22 protein-coding genes are annotated in these 26,082 nt (G+C 68.2%); 13 read left to right on the top strand and 9 right to left on the bottom strand.

Annotated features, from left to right (window positions below):
• Window positions 1–6 precede the first annotated feature (6 nt).
• The 4 genes from fdhE to fdnG all read right to left on the bottom strand — a co-directional run bounded on the left by fdhE (window position 7) and on the right by fdnG (window position 5,966).
• Window positions 7–921 (bottom strand): formate dehydrogenase accessory protein FdhE, encoded by a 915-nt coding sequence (gene fdhE / locus J2S76_RS04850; RefSeq protein WP_307059120.1) that lies wholly within the window; start codon window positions 919–921, stop codon window positions 7–9.
• Window positions 922–1,161: 240 nt separating this feature from the next.
• Window positions 1,162–1,881: a formate dehydrogenase subunit gamma gene (locus J2S76_RS04845; protein ID WP_307058051.1), complete on the bottom strand. Its 720-nt coding sequence runs from the start codon at window positions 1,879–1,881 to the stop codon at window positions 1,162–1,164.
• On the bottom strand, window positions 1,878–2,864 hold the full coding sequence (gene fdxH, locus J2S76_RS04840; protein WP_307058049.1) for a formate dehydrogenase subunit beta: 987 nt from the start codon (window positions 2,862–2,864) through the stop codon (window positions 1,878–1,880). Before fdxH ends, J2S76_RS04845 begins: the two co-directional genes overlap by 4 nt.
• A gap of 12 nt (window positions 2,865–2,876) precedes the next feature.
• Complete coding sequence (fdnG, locus tag J2S76_RS04835) at window positions 2,877–5,966, bottom strand: formate dehydrogenase-N subunit alpha (RefSeq protein ID WP_307058047.1); 3,090 nt, start codon at window positions 5,964–5,966, stop codon at window positions 2,877–2,879.
• Window positions 5,967–6,253: 287 nt separating this feature from the next.
• Between fdnG and J2S76_RS04830 the strand changes: the two genes are divergently transcribed.
• The 8 genes from J2S76_RS04830 (at window position 6,254) to J2S76_RS04795 (ending at window position 14,535) form a co-directional block, all read left to right on the top strand.
• Entirely contained in the window at window positions 6,254–6,823 is a 570-nt protein-coding gene (locus tag J2S76_RS04830; RefSeq protein ID WP_307058044.1) for a TlpA disulfide reductase family protein, read from the top strand.
• Complete coding sequence (locus J2S76_RS04825; RefSeq protein WP_307058041.1) at window positions 6,820–7,950, top strand: transglutaminase-like domain-containing protein; 1,131 nt, start codon at window positions 6,820–6,822, stop codon at window positions 7,948–7,950. Before J2S76_RS04830 ends, J2S76_RS04825 begins: the two co-directional genes overlap by 4 nt.
• 168 nt (window positions 7,951–8,118) lie before the next feature.
• Entirely contained in the window at window positions 8,119–9,174 is a 1,056-nt protein-coding gene (selD, locus tag J2S76_RS04820) for a selenide, water dikinase SelD (RefSeq protein ID WP_307058039.1), read from the top strand.
• A gap of 196 nt (window positions 9,175–9,370) precedes the next feature.
• Window positions 9,371–10,678: a nickel-dependent lactate racemase family protein gene (locus J2S76_RS04815; RefSeq protein ID WP_307058037.1), complete on the top strand. Its 1,308-nt coding sequence runs from the start codon at window positions 9,371–9,373 to the stop codon at window positions 10,676–10,678.
• Window positions 10,675–12,036, top strand: a complete 1,362-nt coding sequence (larC, locus tag J2S76_RS04810; RefSeq protein ID WP_307058035.1) for a nickel pincer cofactor biosynthesis protein LarC — start codon at window positions 10,675–10,677, stop codon at window positions 12,034–12,036. Before J2S76_RS04815 ends, larC begins: the two co-directional genes overlap by 4 nt.
• Window positions 12,029–12,835 carry an ATP-dependent sacrificial sulfur transferase LarE gene (gene larE / locus J2S76_RS04805; RefSeq protein WP_307058033.1) on the top strand — a complete coding sequence of 269 codons (807 nt, stop codon included), beginning with the start codon at window positions 12,029–12,031 and terminating at the stop codon, window positions 12,833–12,835. The genes larC and larE overlap by 8 nt, the downstream gene beginning before the upstream one ends.
• 3 nt (window positions 12,836–12,838) lie before the next feature.
• Entirely contained in the window at window positions 12,839–13,504 is a 666-nt protein-coding gene (larB, locus tag J2S76_RS04800; protein WP_307058031.1) for a nickel pincer cofactor biosynthesis protein LarB, read from the top strand.
• Entirely contained in the window at window positions 13,504–14,535 is a 1,032-nt protein-coding gene (locus tag J2S76_RS04795; protein ID WP_307058029.1) for an SDR family oxidoreductase, read from the top strand. The genes larB and J2S76_RS04795 overlap by 1 nt, the downstream gene beginning before the upstream one ends.
• A gap of 3 nt (window positions 14,536–14,538) precedes the next feature.
• On the opposite strand, the gene aguA is transcribed toward J2S76_RS04795, so the two are convergent.
• From aguA to acnA, 5 genes are all read right to left on the bottom strand, one after another.
• The gene (gene aguA / locus J2S76_RS04790) at window positions 14,539–15,630 is read right to left on the bottom strand and encodes an agmatine deiminase (protein WP_307058027.1); all 1,092 of its coding nucleotides are present in this window, start codon (window positions 15,628–15,630) and stop codon (window positions 14,539–14,541) included.
• A complete protein-coding gene (gene aguB / locus J2S76_RS04785; protein ID WP_307058025.1) occupies window positions 15,630–16,535 on the bottom strand; it encodes an N-carbamoylputrescine amidase in 906 nt (301 codons plus the stop codon). Before aguB ends, aguA begins: the two co-directional genes overlap by 1 nt.
• Window positions 16,536–16,622: 87 nt before the next feature.
• Window positions 16,623–16,964, bottom strand: a complete 342-nt coding sequence (locus J2S76_RS04780; protein WP_307058024.1) for a DUF2794 domain-containing protein — start codon at window positions 16,962–16,964, stop codon at window positions 16,623–16,625.
• 389 nt (window positions 16,965–17,353) lie between these two features.
• Window positions 17,354–18,160 carry a DUF1223 domain-containing protein gene (locus tag J2S76_RS04775; protein ID WP_307058022.1) on the bottom strand — a complete coding sequence of 269 codons (807 nt, stop codon included), beginning with the start codon at window positions 18,158–18,160 and terminating at the stop codon, window positions 17,354–17,356.
• 304 nt (window positions 18,161–18,464) lie between these two features.
• Window positions 18,465–21,149, bottom strand: a complete 2,685-nt coding sequence (gene acnA / locus J2S76_RS04770; protein WP_307058020.1) for an aconitate hydratase AcnA — start codon at window positions 21,147–21,149, stop codon at window positions 18,465–18,467.
• 220 nt (window positions 21,150–21,369) lie between these two features.
• Between acnA and ccmA the strand changes: the two genes are divergently transcribed.
• From ccmA to J2S76_RS04745, 5 genes are all read left to right on the top strand, one after another.
• Entirely contained in the window at window positions 21,370–22,008 is a 639-nt protein-coding gene (gene ccmA, locus J2S76_RS04765) for a heme ABC exporter ATP-binding protein CcmA (RefSeq protein ID WP_307058018.1), read from the top strand.
• On the top strand, window positions 22,005–22,676 hold the full coding sequence (gene ccmB / locus J2S76_RS04760) for a heme exporter protein CcmB (RefSeq protein WP_018388221.1): 672 nt from the start codon (window positions 22,005–22,007) through the stop codon (window positions 22,674–22,676). Before ccmA ends, ccmB begins: the two co-directional genes overlap by 4 nt.
• Window positions 22,677–23,051: 375 nt before the next feature.
• On the top strand, window positions 23,052–23,606 hold the full coding sequence (locus J2S76_RS04755; protein ID WP_307058016.1) for a F0F1 ATP synthase subunit delta: 555 nt from the start codon (window positions 23,052–23,054) through the stop codon (window positions 23,604–23,606).
• Window positions 23,606–25,135, top strand: a complete 1,530-nt coding sequence (gene atpA / locus J2S76_RS04750) for a F0F1 ATP synthase subunit alpha (protein WP_018388219.1) — start codon at window positions 23,606–23,608, stop codon at window positions 25,133–25,135. Before J2S76_RS04755 ends, atpA begins: the two co-directional genes overlap by 1 nt.
• A 40-nt stretch (window positions 25,136–25,175) precedes the next feature.
• Window positions 25,176–26,057 (top strand): F0F1 ATP synthase subunit gamma, encoded by an 882-nt coding sequence (locus J2S76_RS04745; RefSeq protein WP_307058014.1) that lies wholly within the window; start codon window positions 25,176–25,178, stop codon window positions 26,055–26,057.
• Window positions 26,058–26,082: the final 25 nt, after the last annotated feature.

Raw genomic sequence — 26,082 nt, 5'->3', positions numbered from 1 at the left:
GCGCCCTCAATAGCCGAGCAGGAACGGGTTGAAGGCGGCGCGCCGATAGGGCCCCTGCCGCATCATCAGATCGAGCCCGAGCGTGCCGATATCGTCGGCCACCGGCTCGAGGGTGACATCCTTGTTCTGGTACATCACCTTCACATAGGTGTGGCACTCGTCGCAGGTTTCCGCCTTCACCGTGCCGGGGCTGCCCTCGATTTCCTGATAGCCGATGCCCTTGGTGGTGCCGCAGGCGCAGCAGCGGATGCGGACATAGTTCCACAGGGTGGAGCAGAGCGAGCAGGCGCAGAAGCGGTTGCCATGCGCGTTCGGCCATTCGACGATGAGCGAGGCCACCGGCGGGCCGCCGCAGGCCGGGCACACGCCGTCGCCCACCGGCACCAGTTTTTTTGCGTCGAGCGCGGCGGCGCGGCGGGCGAAATGCACCTGCAGGCCGGCCGCGACATAGACATGCTCGGCTAGCCGCTCCACCGGCAGGTCATGGGCCAGCACGTCGCGCACCATCTGCGCCCGCACCGGGCCATCGGCGAGACGCACGCGGGTGAGGGCGGCGCCGGCTTCCTCCGGCATCTTCACGCCGGCGGCGGCGTCGAACAGCTGGTCGAGCGTCGCCTCCAGCGTGTCGTCGAGCAGGGTGCTGGCGCGCTCCAGCGCCGGCATCTCGAAGGCGCGGGCGCGCTCCAGCGCTTCCGGGTCGGGCGCCGCCACCGGGGGCAGGCCGGGGACGATGGCGTGCTGCGCCTCGATGAGGCCGGCGACGAAATCGAGATAGGGCTTGAGCGGGCTGACCGCCGCATAGATGCGCAGCCGCTTCGCCCGCACGCCGAACAGGCGCGCGGGATCGGGCAGGACCGCGAAAGGCGGGGCGGACACAGTGCCGATCACGGTGGGATCGGGCTGGAGATCCTGCGACATCATCACCTCACGAACCGCACGGGCCACGTGTTCCTTAGGCTGTCGCGGGGTTCTCGCGACGACACCTGCTGCGTTGTCCGCGCCTGGTAGGCGGCGCGGACCTTATCGGTCGTCATCCCGGCCAGGCGCGGAGCGCGCAGAGCCGGGATCGGCATCTCGTCGTGGCGCGCGATCCCGGATCGGCCTGCGGCCGTTCGGGATGACGGCAACGTTGCCCGCAGCGCGCCGTCCTGTCGCCCGTCCCTATTCCGCCGGCGTCGGCGGGCGCTTGCCCGGCCGGGTGCCGACCAATTCGCGCAGCCATTTGCGGTGATGCCGCCACGCCCAGCCGCCCGTCACCTTGCCGCGCGTCATCGCGCCGATGGTGCCCTTGACCCAGATGGCGGCGTAGACGTGGATGATCCACACGCAGATGATGCAAACCGCCGCCACCGCATGGACGAGGACGGCGACGCGCTTCTGCTCGATGGTGGTGAAGGCGTAGAAATACTGGTCCCACATCGCGATGCCGCTGGCGATCAGCACGATGATGAGGCCCGACATGCCCCAGAAGACGAATTTCTGGCCGGCATTGTACTTGCCGATTTCCGGCAGCCGCTCCTCCCGCCCGCGCAGCACGTCGCTGATACGGGCGAGCCAGGTGCCGTCTTCCCGCGCGGGCAGGTTCGCCTTCCAGAAGCGCAGGAACAGCCCGGCGAAGGAGAAGAACAGCACCACGCCGATCCAGGGATGCAGTGCCCGCGTCCACTGGCCGCCGCCGAACAGGCCGGTGAGGAAGAACAGGCTCGGCGTGAACAGCGCCATGCCCGACAGCGCCAGCGCGATCAGGCTGAGGGCGGTGATCCAGTGGTTGATGCGCGCGGCCACCGTGTAGCGCGACACCTGCACCGGGTGGCCCGGGCGAACGGCATCGCCCGGTTCCACATCGTCGGGGGTATGGGTCTTGAGGTTGTCGGCGCTCATGGCGTCCTCCCCTCCTGCAGGCTGGCGGGCGGCACCGGCGGCGGGGTGCCATCGGCCAGCCTCTCGGCGTTCTCCTCGTCTTCCTCCGAGACCTTGTTCGGCCCGGCGACGACATAGTGCAGGAAGCCGGCGGCGGCGGCGAAGCCCATCACCGCCAGGCCGACATATTTCGTCATGCCCTTCCAGGCGTCGACGAGCGGCGAGATGCGCGGATTGTCCGGCAGGCCGGCATAGATGGACGGCGTGTCGGCGTGGTGCAGCACATACATCACATGGGTGCCGCCGACGCCCGGCGGGTCATAGAGGCCGGCATTGGCAAAGCCGCGCGACTTCAGGTCGGTGATGCGCAGCTCGGCCCAGTCCTTCATCTCGTCCTTGGTGCCGAAGACGATGGCCTGGGTCGGGCACGCCTTCTGGCAGGCCGGGCCCTGGCCCACCGCGACACGGTCGGAGCACAGCGTGCACTTATAGGCGGTGTGGTCGACCTTGGAGATGCGCGGGATGTTGAACGGGCAGCCCTTGATGCAGTAGCCGCAGCCAATGCAGTTGTCGTGCTGGAAGTCCACGATGCCGTTCGAATACTGCACGATGGCGCCGGGCGCCGGGCAGGCCTTGAGGCAGCCCGGGTCCTCGCAATGCATGCAGCCATCCTTGCGGATGAGCCATTCGAGGTTCTCGGTCTCGGGGTTCACCCATTCGGTGAAGCGCATCAGGGTGAAGCTGTCCGGCGTCAGGTCCATGGGGTTGGTGTAGACCCCGTGGTTGAAGCCGATCTCCTCGGTGAGGTTGTTCCATTCCAGGCACGCGGCCTGGCAGGCCTTGCAGCCGATGCATTTGGAGACATCGATCAGCTTGGCGACCTCGGTCAGCCGCTGGGCGGGCGGCGTGACCTCGGAGGCGCTGCGGCGTAGAATGTCCTTCTCGCCGAAGCGCGGGGTGGCGGCGTCGGAGGCGACGGTGGGGTTGGGGATGGGTGGGAACATGCTGCCGCCTCCCTATGCCACCACCGGCCCGGTGGAGGGCTCGATGTTGACCATGAACGCCTTGAACTCCGGGGTCTCGATGTTCGCGTCGCCCACGAAGGGGGTCAGCGTGTTCGCCGTGAAGCCCTTGCGGGCGGCGCCGACAAAGCCCCAGTGGATCGGCACGCCGACGATGTGGACGATCTTGCCGTCGATCGTCATCGGCTTGATGCGCTTGGTGACGACCGCCTTGGCGTAGAGCTCGCCGCGCTTCGACCACACCCGCACCCAGCCACCGAGCGCGATGCCCTTGTCCTTGGCCAGTTCCTCGGAAATCTCGACGAACTGTTCCGGCTGCAGGACCGAGTTCACATGGTTGTTCTTGGTCCAGTAGTGGAAATGCTCGGTGAGACGGTAGGAAGTGCCGGCATAGGGGAAGTTGGGATCGCCGATATCGGCGAAGGTCTTCCAATCGTCGGGGAAGACGCGCGCCACCGGGTTGCCCCGCACCTTCGGCGCGATGACATTGGCGACCGGGCTCTCGAACGGCTCGTAATGCACCGGGAACGGCCCGTCCCGCATCATCTTGCGCACCCACAGGCGCGAGGTGCCCTCGGGGTTCATGATGAAGGGGCCGACATCCCTCGGCTTGGCGGTGGGCGGAATGTCCGGCACGTCGTAGCCGGTCCATTTGGCGCCGTCCCATTCGATCAGCTTGCGCGAGGGATCCCACGGCTTGCCGTCGAGGTCGCAGGAGGCACGGTTGTAGAGAATGCGCCGGTTGGCCGGCCAGGCGAACGACCATTTGAGGAACATGCCGGCGTCGCCGGGATCGGAATTGTCCCGCCGCGCCATCATGTTGCCGGCCTCGGTCCAGCAGCCGGAGAAGATCCAGCAGCCGCCGGCCGTGGTGCCATCGTCGCGCATCTGGCCGAAGCCGGACAATTGTTTGCCGGCTTCAAGCACCTTCTTGGTCGGGTCGGCGGGGTCGAAGACATCGACCAGCACCGAGCCGTTCATCTCCCGTGCCAGCTCTTCCGGCGTCGGCTCGCCCGGGTCCTTGTAGGACCAGTTGAGATTGACGATCGGGTCGGGGAAGGCGCCGCCTTCCTTCTTGTAGAGCTCCTTCAGCCGCAGATGGATCTGCGCCATGATCCAGATGTCGGTCTTGGCCTCGCCCGGAGGCGAGCCGCCAGGCCAGTGCCATTGCAGCCAGCGGCCGGAATTGACCAGCGAGCCCTCATCCTCGGCGAAGCAGGTGGTGGGCAGCTGGATCACCTCGGTCTTGATGTCCGCCGGGTTCACCTTGTTGAAGGTGCCGTGGTCTTCCCAGAAGCGGGCGGTCTCGGTCTGCAGCGGGTCCATGATGACCAGCATCTTCAGCTTGGCGAGGCCGGCGGCGAGCTTGCCCTTGTCCGGGAAAGCCTGCAGCGGGTTGAACCCCTGGCAGAAATAAAGGTTCACCTTGCCGTGCTTCATCATGTCGAAGACGCGCAGCACGTCGTAGCTGGCGACATCGAGCTTGGGCAGGTAGCTGTAGGCCCAGTCGTTCTCCTTGGTGGCGGCAGGGCCGTACATCGACTTCATGAAGCTGACGAAGAACTTGCGGTAGTTCTGCCAGTAGCTGGTCTGGTTCGGCCGCAGCGGCTTGAAGGCGCGCGTCGACATATAGGTGGTGAAGTCGGGTTCCTTCTGGGTGGGGATGTTGAGATAGCCGGGGATGAGATTGCTCATCAGCCCGAGATCGGTCAGCCCCTGAATGTTGGAATGCCCGCGCAGGGCGTTCATGCCCCCGCCGCGCACGCCGATATTGCCCAGGATGAGCTGGAGCATCGCCATGCCGCGAATATTCTGCGCGCCCTTGGAATGCTGGGTCCAGCCGAGCGCATACATGCTCGTCATGGTCTTGGTCGGGGTCGAGCATTCGCCCACCATCTCGGCCACCTTGAGGAAGGCGTCCTTCGGCGTGCCGCAGATGCGCTCGACCATCTCGGGCGTGTAGATGGCGACGTGTTGTTTCAGCAGGTTCCACACGCAGCGCGGATTCTGCAGCGTCTCGTCCACTACGGCATAGCCGTCCGGCCCGATCTCATATTCCCAGCTGTCGCGATTATAGTCGCGCTTGCTCTCGTCATAGCCGGTGAACAGGCCGTCCTGGTAGGCATAGCCCTCGCGCACCACGAAGCTGGCGTTGGTGAAGGGCTTCACATAGTCCCACTGCACCTTGTCATGGCTGATGCAGTAATTGATCAGCCCCATCAGGAAGGCGATGTCCGACCCCTGCCGGATCGGCGCATAGAAATCCGCCACCGCCGCCGAGCGGTTATAGCGCGGATCGACGACAATGAGCTTGGCGCCCCGGGTGGCTTTCGCCTCGGTGACCCATTTGAAGCCGCATGGATGGGCTTCGGCGGCATTGCCGCCCATGATGACCACAAGGTCGGTGTTCTTGATGTCCGTCCAGGCGTTGGTCATGGCGCCACGGCCAAATGTTGGGGCGAGACTCGCCACCGTCGGGCCGTGTCAGACGCGCGCTTGGTTATCGAACGCCAGTATACCGGTCGAGCGCACGACCTTGTAGGTCGCGAACGCGGTTTCATTGGTGGTCGCGGAGGCCGCGAGGAAGCCGGTGGTGAGCCAGCGATTGACCGTCACGCCGTCCTGGTTGGTGGCGACGAAATTGGCGTCGCGGTCGTCCTTCATGGCGCGGGCGATCTTGTCGAGCGCCAGATCCCAGGAGACGGCCTCGAACTTGTCCGAGCCGGCCTTGCGCAGCATCGGCTGGGTCAGCCGGGTCTGCGACTTCACGATGTCGCGCAGCGCCGAGCCCTTGGGGCAGAGCGTGCCGCGATTGGTCGGGTGGTCGGCGTCGCCCTCGATATGGACGATGTCGGCCTTCTCGCCCTTTCGCAGATCACCCTTGGAATAGATGATGATGCCGCAGGCGACCGAGCAGTAGGTGCAGGTGTTTCGCGCTTCCGTGGTGTTCACCAGGTGGAACGGCTTCACGGCAGCGGCGACGGCCGCCTCCGCCTCGCTGAAGCCGAAGGCACCCAACGTGGTGCCGGCAAGGCCGGCGCCCGACGTCTTGAGGAACGTACGGCGCGAGAGCTCCATATTCATCGTGGCCCTCCCGTAATCTCCATAAAAAGCCCATCGACCGATAGGCTTTGCCGATGACAGGCTATTTTTTAGTTTCTCCAAAGTCAAACGCGCAGTCAGATGGCGTGTCTGAGAAAAAATAAGTATTAACAATGGCTTGGCGGCGGCGCTCCGCAAGGCGGGCGTGCTGCGGCGCAGCATCGATGGTTTTTCCCGATCGCCCGATTGACGATTCTGCAACCCCGGCGCAGCATCACGGCGTGCTCGCATCTGCGGCTCCCGCGTGTCGGGGCGGAAAGAACCACATCTTGCTGGTTACTGTCGCTTCCCTTGCGTCACTGGCGCTTGGCGGGGCGCTGCCGGCTTATGCCACCGCGCCGCTGCCGCTGGGTGCCGCGCCGCCGGGGCTGGCGCGGGATTCGCTTGATCACGGCCCGCAGGACCTTGCTGCGCTGCACGGGCGGCCCGTGATCGTTCACTTCTTCGCGACTTGGTGCGCGCCCTGCCGGGAGGAGATGGCCGGGCTGGCCCGGCTCGCCGCGCGACAGGGTGAGGGAGCGCTGGCGGTCCTCGCGGTCGATGTCGGCGAGGTGAAGGTGCGGGTGCGCCGCTTCTTCGAGGCCCATCCCGTGCCCTTTCCCGTGCTGCTGGACGAGGACCGCGCCGCGCTGAAGGCGTGGAAGGTCACCGGCCTGCCGGCGAGCTTCGTGCTCGATGCCGCCCACACGCTGCGCCTCTACGCCGACGGCCCGGTCGACTGGGACGACCCGGCCACCGACCGCCTGCTCGACAGCCTCGCCGATCCCGCCGCCGCGCCCCTCGGCGCGGGGCTGCCGCCCCTCAACGACGATCAACCGCCCCGGGAGAGTTCGCCATGACAAGCCGCCGCGAGTTCCTTAAAGCCGGCGCCGCCCTTGCCGCCGTCGCCGCCGTACCGCACGCCGCCTTCGCCCAGGCCGCCGGCCCGGCAGCGGCCGCCGCCTTCGCCCCGAAGCCGGGCAAATGGCGCGACTTCGAGGTGGTGACGGTGCTTGATGTGAAGCCGGTGGAGGGCAAGGCCGGCCCGGCGCAAGCCTGGGTGCCGCTGCCCTCCTACACCGCCTCTGACTGGATGAAGCCGGGCGAGAGCACCTGGAAGACCAATGCCGCCACCGCCGAGGTGGTGAAGGACCCGCATTATGGCGCGCAGATGCTGCACCTGACCTGGGCCGAGGGCGAGGCCAAGCCCAGCGTCGAGATCACCACGCGCTTCTCCACCCGCGACCGCGCGACGGATTTCACCACCCCCGGCACGGTTGCCGCACTCACACCGGATGAACGGGCGCTGTTTCTCGCCGCCACCGATCTCATCCCCACCGATGGCATCGTCAAGGCGACCGCCGACAAGATTACCGCCGGCAAGACGAGCGATCTTGAGAAGTCCCGCGCGATCTATGAATGGGTGGTCGAGAACACCTATCGCAACGCGGCGACGCGCGGCTGCGGCACCGGCGATGTCGCCTCGCTGCTGGCGAGCGGCAATCTCGGCGGCAAATGCGCCGACCTCAACGCGCTGTTCGTGGGTCTCAACCGCGCCGCCGGCATTCCCGCTCGCGACCTCTACGGCATCCGCGTGGCGCCCTCGGCCTTCGGCTATAAGAGCCTCGGCGCCAATTCGCCGACCATCTCCAAGGCGCAGCACTGCCGCGCCGAAGTGTGGCTGGACGGCTTCGGCTGGGTCGCCACCGATCCGGCGGATGTGCGCAAGGTCGTGCTGGAGGAGCCGCCGGGCAAGAACGCCATGGACGACGCCAAGGTGCTGGCGGCGCGCAAGGCTCTGTTCGGCTCCTGGGAGGGAAATTGGCTGGCCTATAATGACGGCCACGACATCGCCCTGCCGGGCTCCTCCGGGCCGAAGCTCGGCTTCCTGATGTACCCGCAGGCGGAAGTGGCGAGCCTGCGCCATGACTGCCTCGACCCCGACGCTTTCGCCTATGTGATCAAGGCGAGCGAGGTTTCGGCGTAAGAGCCTGCGTGCTTCGAGACGCGGGGCGTTGCCCCGCTCCTCAGCATGACGGGCGTCTGTGGCTCACGTCATCCTGAGGCGCCCGGCAAAGCCGGGCCTCGAAGGACGCGTGCGATCGCCGCGCCAAGAACTCCAGAAGGGATATGCCCGCGAAAAGGAAGTCGTTCCATGCTCGACACCCCTGCCGCCCCGTTCCGCCTCACCAGCCTCGCCCATGGCGGGGGCTGCGGCTGCAAGCTGGCGCCCTCAGTGCTGCGCGAATTGCTGGCCGAGCAGCCTTCCAGCGCCGGTTTCACACGGCTGCTGGTCGGCACCGAGACCGGCGACGACGCGGCGGTCTACCTTCTCGACGACGACACCTGCCTCATCGCCACCACCGACTTCTTCATGCCGATGGTGGACGACCCCTATGAGTTCGGCCGCATCGCCGCCACCAATGCCATCTCCGACGTCTACGCCATGGGCGGCAAGCCGCTGCTGGCGCTGGCGATCCTCGGCATGCCGCTCGGCAAGCTGGAGCCGGCGATGGTGCGCGAGATTTTGAAGGGCGGCGCCGCCATCGCGGCCGAGGCCGGCATTCCGGTGGCGGGCGGCCATTCCATCGACGCGCCGGAGCCGATCTATGGGCTGGCGGTGATCGGCACGGCGCGGCCGGAGCAGATCCGCAAGAACAGCACCGCCTTTGCCGGCGACGTGCTGATCCTCACCAAGGCGCTGGGCGTCGGCATCTATTCCGCCGCCTTCAAGAAGGAGAAGCTGTCGCCTGCCGCCTATGCCGAGATGATCGCCGCGATGACGACGCTGAACCGCATCGGCACCGCGCTGGGCCGGGACGCGGCCGTGCACGCGGTGACCGATGTGACCGGCTTCGGCATTCTCGGCCATGGGCTGGAAGTGGCACGCGGCTCCCGCGTGGCACTGGAGATCGAGGCGGGGGCGCTGCCCCTGCTCACCGAGGCACGCGCGCTGGCGCAGGCGGGATTCGTCACCGGCGCCTCGCACCGCAACTGGGCGAGCTATGGCGAGGGGGTGCGGCTGCCGGAGGGAATCACGGAAGCGGAGCGGCATCTGCTCACCGACCCGCAAACCTCCGGCGGGCTGCTGGTGGCGGTGGCGCCCGAGGCGGCCGAGCGCGTGCTGGGCGAGATCCGCGCCGCCGGCTTTTCGCGCGCCGCCATCATCGGGCGAGCGGTGGAGGGGGCGCCCTTGGTCACGGTGGTTTGATCGGGCCCGCGCGCGGCGCCAGCCCTTCGGGATGTCGGCAGAGCGGGATCAGGCTTCGGCGAAAGCCCGCCCGACCCGTCGCGCGGCTTTTTGTTGTCGGCTTGCCGGTTTAAGACCGACCTCCAGCGGGATATCCTCATCTCTCGACCGACCGGGAGGGTGAGCCTCCTGCGGTGGGCAACCTCAAGGAGCGGCCATGTCTCACACGGGTCTCGAACTCGCCTTCGGTCGCGGCGCGCTGCACCTCACCTTGCCGCCGGGGGCAAAGCCGACCGTGCTGCGCAAGGCGGCGCTGCCCAAGCTGCCGGACAATGCGGCGGCCATCCGCCATGCCTTCGATCATCCCGTCGACTCGGCGCCGCTCGCGGAACTCGCCACGGGCCGCAAGAGCGCCTGCATCCTCATCTGCGACATTACCCGCCCGGTGCCGAACCGGCTTTTCCTGCGGCCGATGATCGAAACGCTGATCGCCGCCGGCATTGCCGCCGAGGCCATCACCGTGCTGGTCGCGACGGGGCTGCACCGGCCGAATGAGGGCGAGGAGCTGGCGGAACTCGTCGGCGACCCCTGGGTGCTGGAGAATGTGCGGGTGGAAAACCATTTCGCCCGCGACGAGGCCGCCCATGTCGATCTCGGGGCTACGCTGACGCGCGGCACGCCTGTTTTTATCGACCGGCGCTTCGTTGAGGCAGAACTGCGCATCGCCACCGGGCTGGTGGAGCCGCATTTCATGGCTGGCTGGTCGGGCGGGCGCAAAGTGGTGGCGCCTGGTGTCGCCGGGCACCAGACCATCCGCACCTTCCATTCCGCCCGCTTCATGGAAGACCCGCTCGCGGTGCAGTGCAACCTCGTCGGCAACCCGCTGCATGAGGAGCAATTGGAGATCGTGCGCAAGCTGGGCGATGTCTATGCGCTGAACACGGTGCTGGACGAGGCGCGCGACCTGGTCTTCGTCGCCTTCGGCGAGATCATCGCCAGCCATCTCGCCGCCGTGGCGTTCGTTGAGGGCTCGACCGTCATCGAGGCGCCGCGCCGCTACCACACGGTGGTGACATCTTCAGCCGGCTATCCATTGGACAAGACCTATTACCAGACGGTGAAGGGCATGGTGACGCCGCTCGACATTTTGGAGCCCGGCGGCACGCTGATCATCGCCTCGGAATGTTCGGAAGGTTTTGGCAGCGAGGAGTTCCGCGCGGCGCAGGCGCGGCTGGTGGAGCTGGGGCCGGACCGGTTCCTCGCCACGCTGACCGCCAAGACGCTGGCCGACGTGGATGAATGGCAGACCGAGATGCAGCTGAAGCCCATGCGGGTGGGGCGCATCCAGCTCCACACCACGGGGCTGACCGATGAGGAACGCCGCATCACCGCGGTGGAGATCGTGACCGATATCAATGAGGCGATCGCGGCGAGCCTGCAGCGTTCCGGCGACAACGCGCTCGCCATCATTCCCGAGGGACCCTATGTGATCCCGGTGTGCCGCGACCGGCAGGCGGCGGCGTGAGGCGCATCCATCTCGACGCGGTGGGCGGCGTCGCTGGCGACATGTTCGTGGCGGCGCTGCTGGATGCCTTGCCCGACCTCGCCCTGCAGGTGATGGCCGAGGCGCGCGCCGTGCTGCCGGAAGGGGCGGGAGCGCCCTTTCTCGCGCAGGGGCTGAGCGGCGCCATCGCCGTGCGGCGCTTCGGGCTGGAGGGCGCCCACGCCCTTTCCCATTCTCACACCCACAACACTCATCCTCCTTCCGCCCTCATGGCCGGGCTTGACCCAGCCACCCAGGCTTCGGCCACGGTTCTAGGGGAAGCGCTGGGTCCCCGGGTCGAGCCCGGGGATGAGGGGCGTTGTGACGAGGGCGAGGGAGTGCGTGAACACGCGCACGACCACGCGGCGCACGCGCATGGGAACGCCCATTCCCACGGCGCCGGCTCCTATCGCGACATGCGGGCGCGGATCGCGGCGGCGCCGCTTCGTGCGGGCACGGCGTACCATGCCTGCGCCATTCTCGCCCTTCTCGCCGAGGCGGAAGCCGCCATCCATGGCGTGCCGGTGGACGAGGTGCATTTCCACGAAATCGCCGACTGGGATTCGCTGCTCGACGTGGTCGCCGCCGGCAGCCTTGCCGCCGCGCTGGAGGGCACGGAGTGGACCGTTTCCCCCCTGCCGCTCGGCGGCGGGCTGGTGAAGACGCAGCACGGGCCGCTCCCCGTTCCCGCGCCGGCCACCGCCGCCCTCCTCAAAGGGTTCGACTGGCGCGACGATGGCATTGCCGGCGAGCGCGTGACCCCGACCGGCGCGGCGATCCTCAAGCATCTGGCGCGGCCCGGCCGCCCCATGCGCGGGCGGCTGGTGGCCTCCGGCACCGGGGCGGGCACGCGCAGCCTGCCCGGCATGCCCAATGTGCTGCGGGCGCTGGTGTTCGAGGAGGCGCCGGCGGAAGAGGACGCGCTGAGCGGTGATGTGGTCGCGGTCCTCGAATGCGAGATCGACGACATGACCGGCGAGGAGATCGGCACCGCCGCCGAGCGTCTGCGGGCCGAGCCGGGCGTGCTCGATGTCAGCCTCGGTCATCGATTCGGCAAGAAGGGGCGGCCGGTGGTGGCGCTGCGGCTGCTGGCGCGGCCGGAGAGCGCGGACGCCGTGGCGCAGGCCTGCTTCGCCCAGACTTCGACGCTGGGGCTGCGGCTGCGCGAGGAGCGGCGGCTGACCCTGAAGCGCGTGGCGGGCGAGAGTGCGGGGGTGGCGGTGAAGCGCGCGGCGCGCCCCGGCGGCGAAACGGTGAAGGCGGAGAGCGATGCGCTCACCGGCGACACGCTGGCCGCGCGGCGGGCGCAGAAGCAACGGGCGGAATGCGGCGATGAGTGATCCCCAGGCGATGCCCGCCGTCATGCGTCTGGCGCGGGTGCTCGATCGCTTCCCCGCGCTGGCGGTGGCGGTGAGCGGCGGGGTGGATTCGCTCACCCTCGCCAGCTTCGCCCACTCCCATGGCGTGCGGCTCCGCGTGATCCATGCCGTTTCCCCGGCCGTGCCGGCGGAGCCGACGGCGCGGGTGCGACAGCTGGCGGCGGCGCAGGGCTGGGATCTGACCGTCACCGGCACCGGCGAGTTCGACGATCCGCGCTACCGCGACAACCCGGTGGACCGCTGCTATTTCTGCAAGACCAATCTCTATGACCGCATCGCCGGCCTGACCGAATGGCCGATCGCGTCAGGCGCCAATCTCGACGATCTCGGCGACTACCGGCCGGGCCTGATCGCCGCCGCCGAGCGGCGGGTGGTGCATCCGCTCATCGAAGCCGACATGACCAAGGCCGATGTGCGCGCGCTCGCCCGCACGCTCGGCCTTGGCGCGGTGGCCGAGCTGCCGGCGCAGCCCTGTCTCGCCAGCCGGGTCGAGACCGGCATCGCTATCGCGGCCGGTGACCTCGCCTTTGTGGAAGTGGCCGAGCGGCGGCTTTCCGCGCTGATCGGCGGCGGCACGCTGCGCTGCCGGATCACCCATCAGGGGGTGGCGGTGGAACTGGGCGAGGAGGCGATGGAGCAGGCGGGCGCGGTGGACGCGCTGATGGCGGGGCTGTGCGGCGAGGCCGGCCGCGTCTATGCCGGCAGCCGCGCCTATCGCCGGGGCGCGATGTTCGTCGGCGGCGAGCGGATCGGGGCCTGAGCCATGGATTTCACCTTCGACTGGAGCCGCGCGGCGCGCACCGGCCTGCCCGAGGCGGTGCTGTGCAGCGCCAAGTCGCCGGCGCAGATCACCGAGATTCTCGCGGCCGCCCAGGCGCGCGGCGCGCGGCTCTTGCTGACGCGGCTGGAGCCGGCGGGCTTCGCGGCGCTGGACGAGGGAGCCCGCGCCGGGCTCGATTATGACCCGCTCGCGCGCACTGCCGTGCTCGGCGGGAAGCTGGCGCTGGCGGATACGCCTGTGGCGGTGGTGGCGGCCGGCACCTCCGACCTGCCGGTGGCGCGCGAGGCGGTGCAGACCCTCGCCTTTAACGGGGAGGGGGCGCTCCTCGTCGCCGATGTCGGCGTGGCCGGGCTCTGGCGGCTGATGGAGCGCATCGAGGAAATCCGCGCCTGCCGGGTGGTGATCGCCGTGGCGGGGATGGAGGGCGCGCTGTTCAGCGTGCTGGGCGGGCTGGTGAGCGCGCCCGTCATCGCCGTGCCGACCTCGGTCGGCTATGGCGTGGCGGAGGGCGGCAAGGCGGCGCTCACCTCGGCGCTGGCGAGCTGCGCGCCCGGGGTGGTGACGGTAAACATCGACAATGGCTTCGGCGCGGCCTGCGCCGCGCTCAAAATGCTGGGCGCGGCTGTGCCGGCGAACCAGGAGCGGTGATGGCGCGTGTCCTCGTCACCGGCGGCTCGGGATTCATCGCCGCTTATGTGGTCCTCGCTCTATTGCGCGCGGGCCATGAGGTGCGCGCCACGCTGCGCGACATGGCGCGCGAGGGCGAAGCGCGCGCCCGGCTGGCGGCGGGAGGGGCTTCACCCGGGGCATCGCTGAGCTTCCACCGTGCCGACCTGCTCGACGATGACGGCTGGGCGGCCGCGATGGCGGGGTGCGATTACGCGCTGCATGTCGCCTCGCCGGTGCCGGCGGGAATGGTGGCAGCCGATGAGGACGCGCTGATCGCCGTGGCGCGCGAGGGCACGGTGCGGGTGCTGAAGGCGGCGCGGGCGGCCGGGGTGCGGCGGGTGGTTGTCACCTCCTCCTTCGCGGCGGTGGGCTATGGGCATGCGCCGCGCCCCACGCCCTATGACGAGCGCGACTGGACCGACCCTGACGACGCTGACGTCGACGCCTATACGCGCTCCAAGACGCTGGCGGAGCGGGCGGCGTGGGACTTCATCGCCGGCGAGGGCGCAGGCATGGAGCTGGCGACCGTCAACCCGGTGGTGGTGCTCGGCCCGGCGCTGGGGCCTGACATGTCGGCCTCGCTCGACCTTGTCCGGGCTCTGCTGGACGGCGCCGTGCCGGCGACGCCGCGCATCTATCTCGGCCTTGTCGATGTGCGCGATGTCGCCGATCTGCATCTCAGCGCGATGACGGTGCCGGAGGCGGCGGGCGAGCGCTTCCTCGCCACGGCGGGCGAGGCGGTATCGCTGCACGAGATGGCGAAGGTGCTGCGCGTGGGGCTCGGCCCGGCGGCGCGGCGTGTGCCGCGCTTCCAGCTGCCGGATATGATGGTGCGCCTTGCCGCGCTCGCCCTCCCGGTGGCCCGGATGGCGGTGCCCCGGCTCGGCATCCGCCGTAGCGCCACCAACGAGAAAGCCAGGCGCGTGCTTGGCTGGTCGCCGCGATCGGCGCAGGAGGCGATCCTCGCCACGGCGGAAAGCCTGATCCGGCTGGGCCTGGTGAAACCCTGAGCGTCAGCCCGGCCTGCCCAGCGGCTGCTGCTGGGTGATGCAGTGGATGTTGCCGCCGCCGAGGATGATCTCATGCGTCGGCACGCCCACCACCGCGCGCTCCGGGAACAGGCGGGCGAGGATGTCCCGCGCCGCGCCGTCCTGCGCCGGGTCGAGCAGCGGCATGAGTACAAAGCCGTTGCCGAGGTAGAAATTGGCATAGGAGGCGCCGAGCCGCTCGCCCGGGCGACGCGACATGGTGCCGGGCTCGCTGCCGAGATCGAGCGCTTCCTCAGCCGTCCGGAACAGCGGGCCGGGCAGCGGCAGGGTGACAATCTCAAGCGCGCGCCCGCGTGCGTCGGTCATCTTCGAAAGGCGCTCATGCGCGTCTTTCGAGATCGGGTATTGCGGGTCGAGCGGGTCTTCGCAGCCGGTCAGCGCCACCACGCCGGGCCGAATGAAGCAGGCGAGATTGTCGATATGGCCTGACGTTTCGTCGTCGACCAGCCCGGCGCCGAGCCAGAGCACCTTGGAGACGCCGAGATAATCCTTCAGATGCTGCTCGATTTCCTCGCGCGAGAGGCCCGGGTTGCGGTTGGGGTTGAGCAGGCACTCCTCTGTCGTGAGCACCGTGCCCTCGCCATCGACATGGATCGAGCCGCCTTCCAGAACCAGCGGCGCGGCGTAGCGGGGGGCCCACTCGATCTCCAGCATCTTGGCGGCGATCGCCTCGTCCTGGTCGCAGGGGGCATAGAGCCCGCCCCAGGCGTTGAAACCCCAGTCGACGCCGCGCAGCCGGCCGGCCGAATCGGTGAGGAAGGTGGCGCCGCTGTCGCGGCACCAGGAATCGTCGGAGGTCGCCTCCACCACGCGCACCGAAGGCGGCAGGGCCGCGCGGGCATGGCGCCACTGGCGCGGGCTGGCGAGCATGGTGACGGGCTCGAAGCGGGCGATGGCGCTGGCCACGGCCACGAAGGCGTCCTGCGCCGGCTCGGCATCGGCGCGCCAATTGTCCGGGCGCTCGGGCCAGATCATCCAGGTGCCGGCGTGCGGCTCCCATTCGGCCGGCATGCGGAAGCCATCGGCGGCGGGCAGGGTGGTGAGGGTCTCGCTCATCAGAGTCTCCGGTCGCTGACGGAGGTGCGGGTCGGCGCCCGCCCGTCGAGCGAGAGCAGCGGGCGATAGAGGTCCGGCCGGCGGTCGCGGAACACGCCCCAGCTCTGGCGCTGGCGGGCGATGCCGTCGAGATCGAAGGTGGCGGTGAGCACCGATTCGTCATCACGCCCGGCCTCGGCGACTTTCTCGCCGGTGGGGCCGGCGATGAAGGAGGAACCGTAAAAGGTGATGGACGTGCCGTTGCGGCCCTCTTCCCGGCCGATGCGGTTGGAGGCGATGAGCGGCATGAGGTTGGCGCCGGCATGGCCCTGCATCACCCGCTGCCAATGGCCGGCGGAATCGAGGCCCGAATCGTGCGGCTCGGAGCCGATGGCGGTGGGGTAGAGCAGCACTTCGGCCCCGAGCAGCGCCATGGTGCGCGCGCATTCCGGGAACCACTGGTCCCAGCAGATGCCGACGCCGATGCGCCCAACCGCGGTGTCCCAGACCCGGAAGCCGGTGTCGCCGGGGGAGAAATAGAACTTCTCGGTGTAGCCCGGCCCGTCCGGAATGTGGCTTTTGCGGTAGAGGCCGAGCAGCTCGCCATCGGCGTCGACCATGGCGAGGCTGTTGAAGGTGGCCTGCCCGGCGCGCTCGAAGAAGGAGATGGGCAGCACCACGCCCAGCTCCTTCGCCAGGCCGGCGAAATGAGCGATCAGCCGGTTGCCCTCGAAGGGGCTGGCGAGGTCGAGGAACTCGTGCAGCTGGTCCTGGCAGAAATAGGGGGTCTCGAAAAGCTCCTGCAGCAGGATGAGCTTGGCGCCACGCCCGGCCGCCTCGCGCACGAGGGCTTCGGCGCGGGCGATGTTGCCCTCGATGTTCCAGTCGCAGCGCATCTGGGTGGCGGCGACGGTCAGGCTCCGCATGGAAATCTCCGAATCGACAGGAAGGCAGATGTGTTGGGCCGACGCATTTTCGTTACGCGAACGGCACCCACTTCGCTTGAAAGGGCTTCAGTTGACAGCGCGGAGCGGTTTTTCCAGCACCGCGATGACCCGCGCAAGTTCGTGCCCGCGCTTGAGGATGAGGCCGGTTTGCGACACCACCGTGTAGGCGCCCTGTTTGCGGGCGAGGCGCGGGTCCTTCTCGATGCGATAGATCGGCACTTCGGCGGCGCGACGAAAGATCGAGAAGATAGCCTTGTCGCGGGTGAAGTCGATGGCGTAATCGCGCCATTCGCCCTGCGCGACCATGCGGCCATAGAGATCGAGAATGCGGTCGAGTTCGCGCCGGTCGAAGGTGACGCGGTCGGTGCGGGCGCCGACCGGCAAGGCTATGGGGTCGATTTCCGCCACGCGGCGCCTCCGGCCTCTGCGGCGCGCCATGGGCGCGCCTGCGGAATCACGGGTGTCATGTCGCCGTCATGATCCACCGGGCGGGGTGCCGCATCAAGCGCCTTTCGCGCCGGGCCGTCCAAGAGCGGCCAGCGTGCCGGCCGCCGGGCACAAAAAAGGGCCGGCTATGCAGCCGGCCCTGAAGAGCAATTCGGGGATTGAACCTAGAGATAACGTCAGGCCGGTCCACAAGCACCGCGGGGGGCTGGGGGGCTGGGAAACCGATGCACTCGCGAACCGGCCCAACGCTATGAGGATGAGATTGGCCGGCCCAAGGGGCGTTGCAACGGCCGAAATCGGGCAGCCTTGTGTTTTCGGTTAACGAGCGCGTGATCCCGTTGCCGGGGATGTCAGTCGAGCGGCTGCAGCGCGGCGCCGAGTATGGCGCCCGGCTCGGTGGAGGAGCCCGACTGCACGAAGACCGCGACCGCGTCGACGGCATCGCCCGGCTGGCGATTCAGCCGGGTCTCGAAGCGCGCTTCGGTGCCGTCCCAGCTGCCGAGCCGGATCCAGCCGCGCACCACATTGTGGTAGGCCACCTTCGCGCCCTCATTCTCGCCGCGGCCGATCTCGACATCCATCCGGCTCGCCACCGGGCAGAGCCAGATCTCGCCCTTCGCCACGCCGGGGACGGCAGCGATGTGGACCCTGACCGTGCCGTCGACGCTCGCCACCGACACCGGCACGGGCGGCGGGGTCGTGGCCGCCAGCGTGCGGTCCAGCGCCGCCCGGTCCGAGCCGATCATCATGGCGTGGCCATTGACCACCGCTTGCGGGGTGAACATCTTGCCGTCGCCGCGCATATGGGCATAGGCCTTCTGGCGCAACGAGTGGCCGTGCTTGGCCAGCGTGTCCTTCCAGCCGAGATAATCCCAATAGTCCACCGCCAGGGTGAGCGCGATCACGTCGGAGCGGGCGGCAAGCTCGCCCATCAGCTGGTCGGCGGGCGGGCAGGAGGAGCAGCCCTGGCTGGTGAAAAGCTCGATCATCGCCTTCGGCGCGGTGACCGGCTTCACCGGCGCGGCCTTCTCCGCCGGCGCCGGCGCCTCTTGCGCCCGGGCAGTGCCCGGCAGCGCCAGGGTGAGGGCGAGCAGCGCCAGCGCAGCCGCACAGGCGGAAGGAGCAGGCAGGCGCAGGGCGAAGGCGGTCACGGACATATCGGGCGGGGGTCCTTGGGCGCGGACGTATCGGTTACAGGCAGGCCGGTCCGCAGGGATGGCGCCGGTCGCGGGGCTCGGGGCGGAGCCGTCGCCGGAGCCTGCCGGCCGGTCCGCCCCCAAGGCAATAAGACGGCTGCCGCGCCCCGACCAGTCACATTCGGGTGTCGCCGCGCACGCCGGCGTGACGGGTAGTGGCGCGCCGGGCGGTTGAGGGGGAGGTGGCGCGCGGGCCGCCCGCATGTGGAAAAGCCGGCGCGGGTGGAGGCCCGCGCCGGCTTTTCACAGAGGCAGAGCCGCCGGCTCAGGCGGCGAGATTGCGCAGCACGAAGGGCAGGATGCCGCCATTGCGGAAGTAGTCCAGCTCATCCAGCGTATCGATGCGGCAGGTGAGCGGGACGTTCTTGATGGTGCCGTCGGCGAAGGTGATCTCGGCGATCAGCGTCTGGCGTGGCTTGAGGTCGCCCTCGATGCCCTTGAGGGTGACGACCTCATCGCCCGTGATGCCGAGCGACTGCCAGGACTCGTCGTTCTGGAACACCAGCGGCACCACGCCCATGCCGACCAGGTTCGAGCGGTGGATGCGCTCGAAGCTCTGGGCGATGACGGCGCGGATGCCGAGCAGCGCCGTGCCCTTGGCCGCCCAGTCACGCGAGGAGCCGGTGCCGTATTCCTTGCCGGCGAAGACGACGGTGGGCACGCCTTCCTGCTTGTAGAGCATGGCGGCGTTGTAGATCGGCATTTCGGTGCCATCCGGCCAGTGGCGGGTGAAGCCGCCTTCCGTTCCGCTCAGCATCTGGTTCTTGATGCGGATATTGCCGAAGGTGCCGCGCATCATCACCTGGTGATTGCCGCGCCGCGTGCCGTACTGGTTGAAGTCGGCCGGGCGCACCTGATGATCGCGCAGATAGGCGCCGGCGGGGCTGGCTTCCTTGATCGAGCCGGCCGGGGAGATGTGGTCGGTGGTGATCGAATCGAGGAAAAGCCCGATCACCCGCGCCTTGAGGATGTCGGTGACGGGCTCCGGCTCCATCCGCATGCCCTCGAAATAGGGCGGGTTCTGCACATAGGTGGAGCGGTCGTCCCAGGCATAGGTCTCGCCGAGCGGAATGGCGATCTTCTGCCAGTTCTCGTCGCCCTTGAAGACGTCGGAATATTTTTCCTGGAACATCTTCTTGGTGACGTTGGCGCGGATGAAGGCGGCGATCTCCTGGTTGGACGGCCAGACGTCCTTGAGGAACACCGGCTGCCCGTCCGAACCGGTGCCGAGCGGCTCGGTGGTGAGGTCGATCTGCAGCGAGCCGGCGATGGCATAGGCGACCACCAGCGGCGGGGAGGCGAGGTAGTTCGCCTTCACGTCCGGGTTCACGCGGCCCTCGAAATTGCGGTTGCCGGAGATGACGGCACCCGCAATGAGGTCATGCGTGTTGATGGCTTCCGAGATCGCTTCCGGCAACGGGCCGGAATTGCCGATGCAGGTGGTGCAGCCGAAGCCGACCAAATTGAAGCCGAGCGCGTCGAGATCGCCCTGCAGGCCGGCGGCGTTGAGATAGCCCTCCACCACCTGGGAGCCGGGCGCCAGCGAGGTCTTCACCCAGGGCTTCGACTTGAGGCCCTTGGCCACCGCGTTGCGGGCGAGCAGGCCGGCGGCGATCAGCACGCTGGGATTGGAGGTGTTGGTGCACGAGGTGATGGCGGCGATGGTGACGTCGCCATGGCCGAGATCATAATCGGTGCCGGCCACCGGCACACGCTTGCCCGTCTCGCCGGCCTTCTTGAACTCGCCTTCGAGCGCGGCGAGGAAACCCTGCTTGGTGCCGGAGAGCAGTACGCGGTCCTGCGGGCGCTTGGGGCCGGCGAGCGAGGGCAGCACGGTGGAGATGTCGAGCTCCAGCACGTCGGTGAACACCGGGTCGGCGGTGCCGGCGGTGCGCCACATGCCCTGGGCCTTGGAATAGGCCTCGACGAGAGCGATTCGCTCATCCGTGCGGCCGGTCTCGTCGAGATAGGCGATGGTTTCCGAATCGACCGGGAAGAAGCCGCAGGTGGCGCCATATTCCGGCGCCATGTTGCCGATGGTGGCGCGGTCGGCGAGGGTGAGGTGGTCGAGGCCGGGGCCGAAGAACTCGACGAACTTGCCGACCACGCCCTTCTTGCGCAGCATCTGGGTGACGGTGAGCACCAGATCGGTGGCGGTGATGCCCTCCTTCATCTCGCCGGTCATCTTGAAGCCGATGACCTCGGGGATGAGCATGGACACCGGCTGGCCGAGCATGGCCGCCTCCGCCTCAATGCCGCCGACGCCCCAGCCGAGCACGCCGAGGCCGTTGATCATGGTGGTGTGGCTGTCCGTGCCGACGCAGGTGTCGGGATAGGCGACCGTCTCGCCGTCCTCATCCCTCGTCCACACGGTCTGGGCGAGATATTCGAGGTTCACCTGGTGGCAGATGCCGGTGCCGGGCGGCACCACGCGGAAATTGTCGAAGGCCGACTGGCCCCATTTCAGGAAGCGGTAGCGCTCCTGGTTCTGCTTGTATTCCTCGTCGACATTCTTGCCGAAGGCGGCGCTGTCGCCGAAGAAGTTGACGATCACCGAATGGTCGATGACGAGGTCGACGGGAACCAGCGGGTTGATCCGCTTGGGGTCGCCGCCCAGATGCACCATGGCGTCGCGCATGGCGGCGAGGTCGACCACGGCGGGAACGCCGGTGAAGTCCTGCATCAGCACGCGGGCGGGGCGATAGGCGATCTCGTTCTCGACCTTGCCGCGATTGATCAGCCAGTCCTTGATGAAGACGATGTCCTTCTTCGAGACGGAGCGGCCGTCCTCGAAGCGGAGCAGGTTCTCCAGCAGCACCTTCATCGAGAAGGGCAGGGCCGAGACGCCGTCGAGGCCGTTCTTCTCCGCCTCCGGCAGGCTGTAATAGACGTAGGTCTTGGACCCGACGGTGAGAGTTTTCCGGCTTTTGAAGCTGTCGAGAGACGTCACGGCTGGCAGGTCCCCGCTAACAAAGTGACAGGATGCGCTGGGCCTTGGAGGGAAGCGGGCCCGCGGGCTATAGCTCAGCTCGGGCGGGCCCTGGCACGGCACGGGGCGCATCGTTCAGATTTCTATATAGAGCCATTTCAAACTCCGATCCTAGAGGGCTTGACGCGATGCGTCGGAAAATTGTGCGGCGCGTCGTCAGCGGTAGGCGGCGGAGGGGCTGATGCGGCTCGTGGTCGAAAAACTGGCTTGCCGGCGCGGCGTTCGGATGCTTTTCCAAGGGCTCGGCTTCACGCTGGAGGCCGGGCGGGCGCTGATCGTGACCGGGCCGAACGGCACGGGAAAATCCTCGCTCCTGCGCATCCTCGCCGGGTTGGCACGGCCGGAAGCGGGCGTGCTGCGGCTGGAAGGGGCGCCCGAGCCGAATGATTTCGCCGAGGATGTGCATTATCTCGGCCATCTCGATGCGCATAAGGGCGCGCTGAGCGCGCAGGAGAACCTCGCCTTCTGGCGCGCCATGCTCGGCCGTCCGGCGCTCACCGTGGGCGAGGCCATGGAAGCGGTCGGGCTCGGCGGGCTGGAGCGGTTGCCGGTGGCGGTGCTCTCGGCCGGGCAGAAGCGCCGGCTGGCGCTGGCCCGCCTGCTGGTGGCAGAGCGCCCTCTCTGGCTGCTGGACGAGCCGACCACGGCGCTGGACGTGGCGGCGCAGCTGCGCTTTGCCGAACTGGCGCGGGCGCATGTGGCGGCGGGCGGGCTGATCGTCGCCGCCACCCACGCGCCGCTGGATTTCGGCCCCTGCGACGGGCTCGATCTCGGCGCCTGGCGGCCGGCGCGGCCTGTTGCCGAGAGGATAGACGCATGAGCCGGGCCTTTCTGGCGCTGCTTGCCCGCGACCTTCGGCTCGCCTTGCGCGCCGGCGGCGGCGCGGGGCTCGGCGTGGTGTTCTTCCTCGCCGTTGTGGTGGTGACGCCCTTCGCCATCGGGCCGGATCTCGCCTTGCTGGCCCGCATCGGCCCGGCGATCCTGTGGATCGGCGCGCTGCTGGCCTCGCTGATCGGCCTCGACCGGCTGTTTTCCGCCGATGCGGAGGATGGCGCGCTTGATGTGCTCGCCATGGGGGCGCTGCCGCTGGAACTGGTGGCGGCGGCGAAGGGGCTGGCGCACTGGATCGCCACCGGCCTGCCGCTGGTGGTGGCCGCGCCGGTGCTGGCGCTGCTGCTGAACCTTGCCCCCGCATCGATCGGCGCCTTGACGCTGACGCTGCTGGTGGGCACGCCGGCCATCACCTTTCTCGGCCTGATCGGCGCCGCCTTCGCCGCCGTGTTCCGGCGCGGCGGGCTCCTGGTGGCGGTGTTGGTGATGCCGCTGACGATTCCCGTGCTGATCTTCGCGGTGGCGGCCACCTCAACCGCGCTCGGCGGCACGGTGCCGTTCGGCACGCCGTTCCGCATCCTGCTCGGCCTGTCGCTGGCGGCGATGGTGCTCGGCCCGATCGCGGCGGCGGCAGCGCTGCGGGTCGCCCGCGACTGAGCCGCCGGCCGCGAGCCGGCGGAGGCGACCAGGCTCTGGTATGCCAGAAAGCGCGACATCCTCGCGCAGGGGTGGAAAACCTCGCGCCGGCATGGGGAAAAGGCGCGGTGCAACAATGCGCCGCAGGCCTCGCAAAGCCTTGCGGCAACGAGATATGGCGCGTGAGCCGGCATTATCCGGCCGCTACGTCATTTGCCCCGGTTTTTCCCTCACGCCCTCGTGTTGCAGCATGCGGAGAGCCGTGTTAGGGAACCGCCGACTTCGCTGTGGGGTAAGGGAAATCCCTGCGCCGCCTTGAGTTCACATCCTTCCAGTCCGGAAGAGGCGTCCCCTGCCGGGTGACGCGCGCTCCGGACAAGCCCCGAGAGAGGCAAAGTGGCCGAGACCTACGTATCCGGAGCGGCAGGACGCTACGCGACGGCGCTCTTCGAGCTGGCCCGCGACGCCAATGCTGTCGATGCGGTCAAGGCGGACCTGGACAGGTTCAGCGCCATGATCGCCGAGAGCGATGATCTCAGGCGCCTGGTGCGCAGCCCGGTCTTCGCGTCCGAGGCGCAGGAGAGGGCGATCGCCGCCCTCCTCGAAAAGGCCGGCATTACGGGCCTCTCCGCCAATTTCTTCAAGACCGTGGCGGCCAACCGCCGGCTCTTCACCGTCGAGGCCATCATGCGCGATTTCGCGCTGCTGGTCGCCGCCTATAAGGGCGAAGTGACGGCCGAAGTCACCGTCGCCCAGCCGCTTTCGGACTCCCACGCTGCCACGCTGAAGCAGGCGCTCGACGCGCTGACCGGCAAGGACGTCAAGCTCGCCGTCGAGGTCGACCCCTCGCTCCTGGGCGGGCTGAAGGTCAAGGTCGGTTCAAAGCTCATCGATGCCTCGCTGAAGACCAAGCTCAATTCGATCCGCACTGCGATGAAAGAGGTTCGCTGATGGATATCCGCGCCGCTGAAATTTCCGCGATCCTCAAGGAGCAGATCAAGAATTTCGGCCAGGAAGCCGAAGTCTCCGAGGTGGGTCAGGTTCTGTCCGTCGGTGACGGCATCGCCCGCATCTACGGGCTCGACAACGTCCAGGCGGGCGAGATGGTCGAGTTCGAGAACGGCACGCGCGGCATGGCGCTGAACCTCGAAATCGACAATGTCGGCGTCGTCATCTTCGGTTCCGACCGCGAGATCATGGAAGGCCAGACGGTCAAGCGCACCGGCGCCATCGTCGACGTTCCGGTCGGCAAGGGCCTGCTCGGCCGCGTCGTCGACGCCCTCGGCAACCCGATCGACGGCAAGGGCCCGATCGAGTACACCGAGCGTCGCCGCGTCGACGTGAAGGCGCCGGGCATCATCCCGCGCAAGTCCGTGCATGAGCCGATGCAGACCGGCCTCAAGGCCATCGACGCGCTGATCCCGATCGGCCGTGGCCAGCGCGAGCTGATCATCGGCGATCGCCAGACCGGCAAGACCGCCGTCGCGCTCGATGCCATCCTGAACCAGAAGACGATCAACGCCGGCACCGACGAGAAGGCTAAGCTCTATTGCGTCTATGTCGCGATCGGGCAGAAGCGTTCCACCGTCGCGCAGTTCGTCAAGGTGCTCGAAGAGCAGGGCGCGCTGGAATATTCCATCATCATCGCCGCCACCGCCTCCGATGCGGCGCCGATGCAGTTCCTGGCGCCGTTCTCCGGCACCGCCATGGGCGAGTTCTTCCGCGACAACGGTATGCATGCGCTGATCGTCCATGACGATCTGTCCAAGCAGGCCGTGGCCTACCGCCAGATGTCGCTGCTGCTGCGCCGCCCGCCGGGCCGCGAAGCCTATCCCGGCGACGTGTTCTATCTCCACTCGCGCCTGCTCGAGCGCGCCGCCAAGCTCAATGACGAGAACGGCGCCGGCTCGCTGACCGCCCTTCCGGTCATCGAGACCCAGGCCAACGACGTCTCGGCCTATATCCCGACCAATGTGATCTCGATCACCGACGGCCAGATCTTCCTGGAATCCGACCTGTTCTTCCAGGGCATCCGCCCGGCGGTGAACGTCGGCCTCTCGGTGTCGCGCGTCGGTTCCTCGGCGCAGATCAAGGCGATGAAGCAGGTTGCCGGCAAGATCAAGGGCGAGCTCGCTCAGTATCGCGAGCTGGCCGCCTTCGCCCAGTTCGGCTCCGACCTCGACGCCTCGACGCAGAAGCTGCTGAACCGCGGCGCGCGCCTCACTGAGCTCCTCAAGCAGTCGCAGTTCGCGCCGCTGCGGGTCGAGGAGCAGGTGGTGGTGATCTATGCCGGTACCAATGGCTATCTCGACGTGCTGCCGGTTTCCAAGGTGCGCGAGTTCGAGCAGGGCCTGCTGATCTTCCTGCGCACCAAGCATGCCGACATTCTCGACGCCATCCGCACGTCGAAGGAACTGTCGAAGGATACCGCCGAGAAGCTCGTCAAGGCGCTCGATTCCTTCTCCAAGACCTTCGCCTGAACGGCAGAGCCGAGCACCGGGGCACGGGAGTCCAAGTTAGATGGCCAGCCTTAAGGATCTGCGCAATCGCATCGCTTCGGTGAAGGCGACGCAGAAGATCACCAAGGCCATGCAGATGGTCGCCGCCGCCAAGCTGCGGCGCGCCCAGCAGGCGGCCGAGGCCGCGCGCCCCTATGCCCAGCGCATGGAGAGCGTGCTCGGCAACATTGCCGGCGCGATTTCCGGCGGGCCGGACGCGCCGCTGCTGCTGACCGGCACCGGCAAGGACCAGACGCATCTCCTGATCGTGCTGACCGCCGAGCGCGGCCTGTGCGGCGCCTTCAACTCCTCGATCGTCCGCCTCACCCGCGAGCGCGCGCTGTCGCTCATGGGGCAGGGCAAGACGGTCAAGATCTTCTGCGTCGGCCGCAAGGGCCACGAGGCGCTGCGCCGCCAGTTCGAGAAGCAGATCGTCGACGTTGTCGAACTGCGCGCCAACAAGGGCGTCACCTTCGCCGACGCGCAGAAGATCGCCGAGAAGATCGGCGCCATGTTCGCCGCCGGCGAGTTCGACGTTGCGACCCAGTTCTTCAGCCGCTTCCAGTCGGTGATCTCGCAGGTCCCGACCGCGCAGCAGCTGATCCCCGCCACCTTCGCCGCGCCGGCCGCTGCCGCGACCGGGGCCGAGGCGGTGTATGAATACGAGCCGGGCGAGGCCGAAATCCTCGCCGACCTGCTGCCGCGCAATCTTGCCGTGCAGGTCTTCAAGGCGCTGCTCGAAAATGGCGCGTCCGAGCAGGGCGCGCGCATGAGCGCGATGGACAACGCCACCCGCAACGCGGGTGACATGATCAAGAAGCAGACTTTGACCTACAACCGCACCCGCCAGGCGATGATCACGAAGGAACTTATCGAGATCATTTCCGGCGCCGAGGCGCTGTGAGGCAGGACCCGGAAGGACGACGAAC

The organism is Ancylobacter vacuolatus, assembly GCF_030813595.1.
Classification (GTDB): Bacteria; Pseudomonadota; Alphaproteobacteria; order Rhizobiales; family Xanthobacteraceae; genus Ancylobacter; species Ancylobacter vacuolatus.
This window is presented reverse-complemented; position numbering and strand designations above follow the sequence as displayed.